The following is a 633-nucleotide window of genomic DNA, read 5'->3' on the forward strand; positions in this document are numbered from 1 at the left end:
CGCGAGTTCGGCCTCATCAACTCCGCCCACACCTATGGCCGCAAGGGCAAGCGCGTGGTCGAGGACGGCTACCCCCGGCTGGCCGCCGAGGGCCTGCTCGGGCCTCACCACAACATCGGGCACGGCAACTGCTTCGACGACACCGAACTCAAGATCGTCCTGGACGCCGGCTGCACCATCACCGCCACCAACCTCACCGAGATGCTCAACTACGAGCAGCCCGCCATGCTCGGCCGCCTGGTCAAGCACGGCGCCATGCCATCACTGGGCACCGACTGCGACCCCTACTTCAACAGCTCCATGCTGGCGGTCACCCGCCATGCCTTCCTGCACCAGCGCGAGCTCGACAACCGCAGCCTCTGGCACGAGGGCGCCTGGCCGGCCAGGACGCAACACTCCACCCTGACCCGGGACGCCCTCTACTGGGCCACCATGGGCGGCGCCAAGGCCTTCGGCCTGGACAAGAAGACCGGCTCCATCACCCCCGGCAAGCAGGCCGACCTCGTGATGTTCGACTGCCGCGGCATGAACATCTTCCCCGCGCTGCCGGGCGGCAATGCCGCCCACATCGTCGTCATGTACGCCGAGACCTCGGACATCGAGAATGTCATCGTGGCAGGCAGGTTCGCCAAG

Annotated in this window: 1 protein-coding gene; it reads left to right on the forward strand. The window is 67.1% G+C overall.

The genetic code is table 11. From position 1 onward, the window contains the following. On the forward strand, positions 1–633 hold a 633-nt coding region (locus tag AC1DF3_RS37055; protein WP_478142821.1), incomplete at both ends, for an amidohydrolase family protein.

The organism is Variovorax sp. 10N432 (assembly GCF_056394465.1).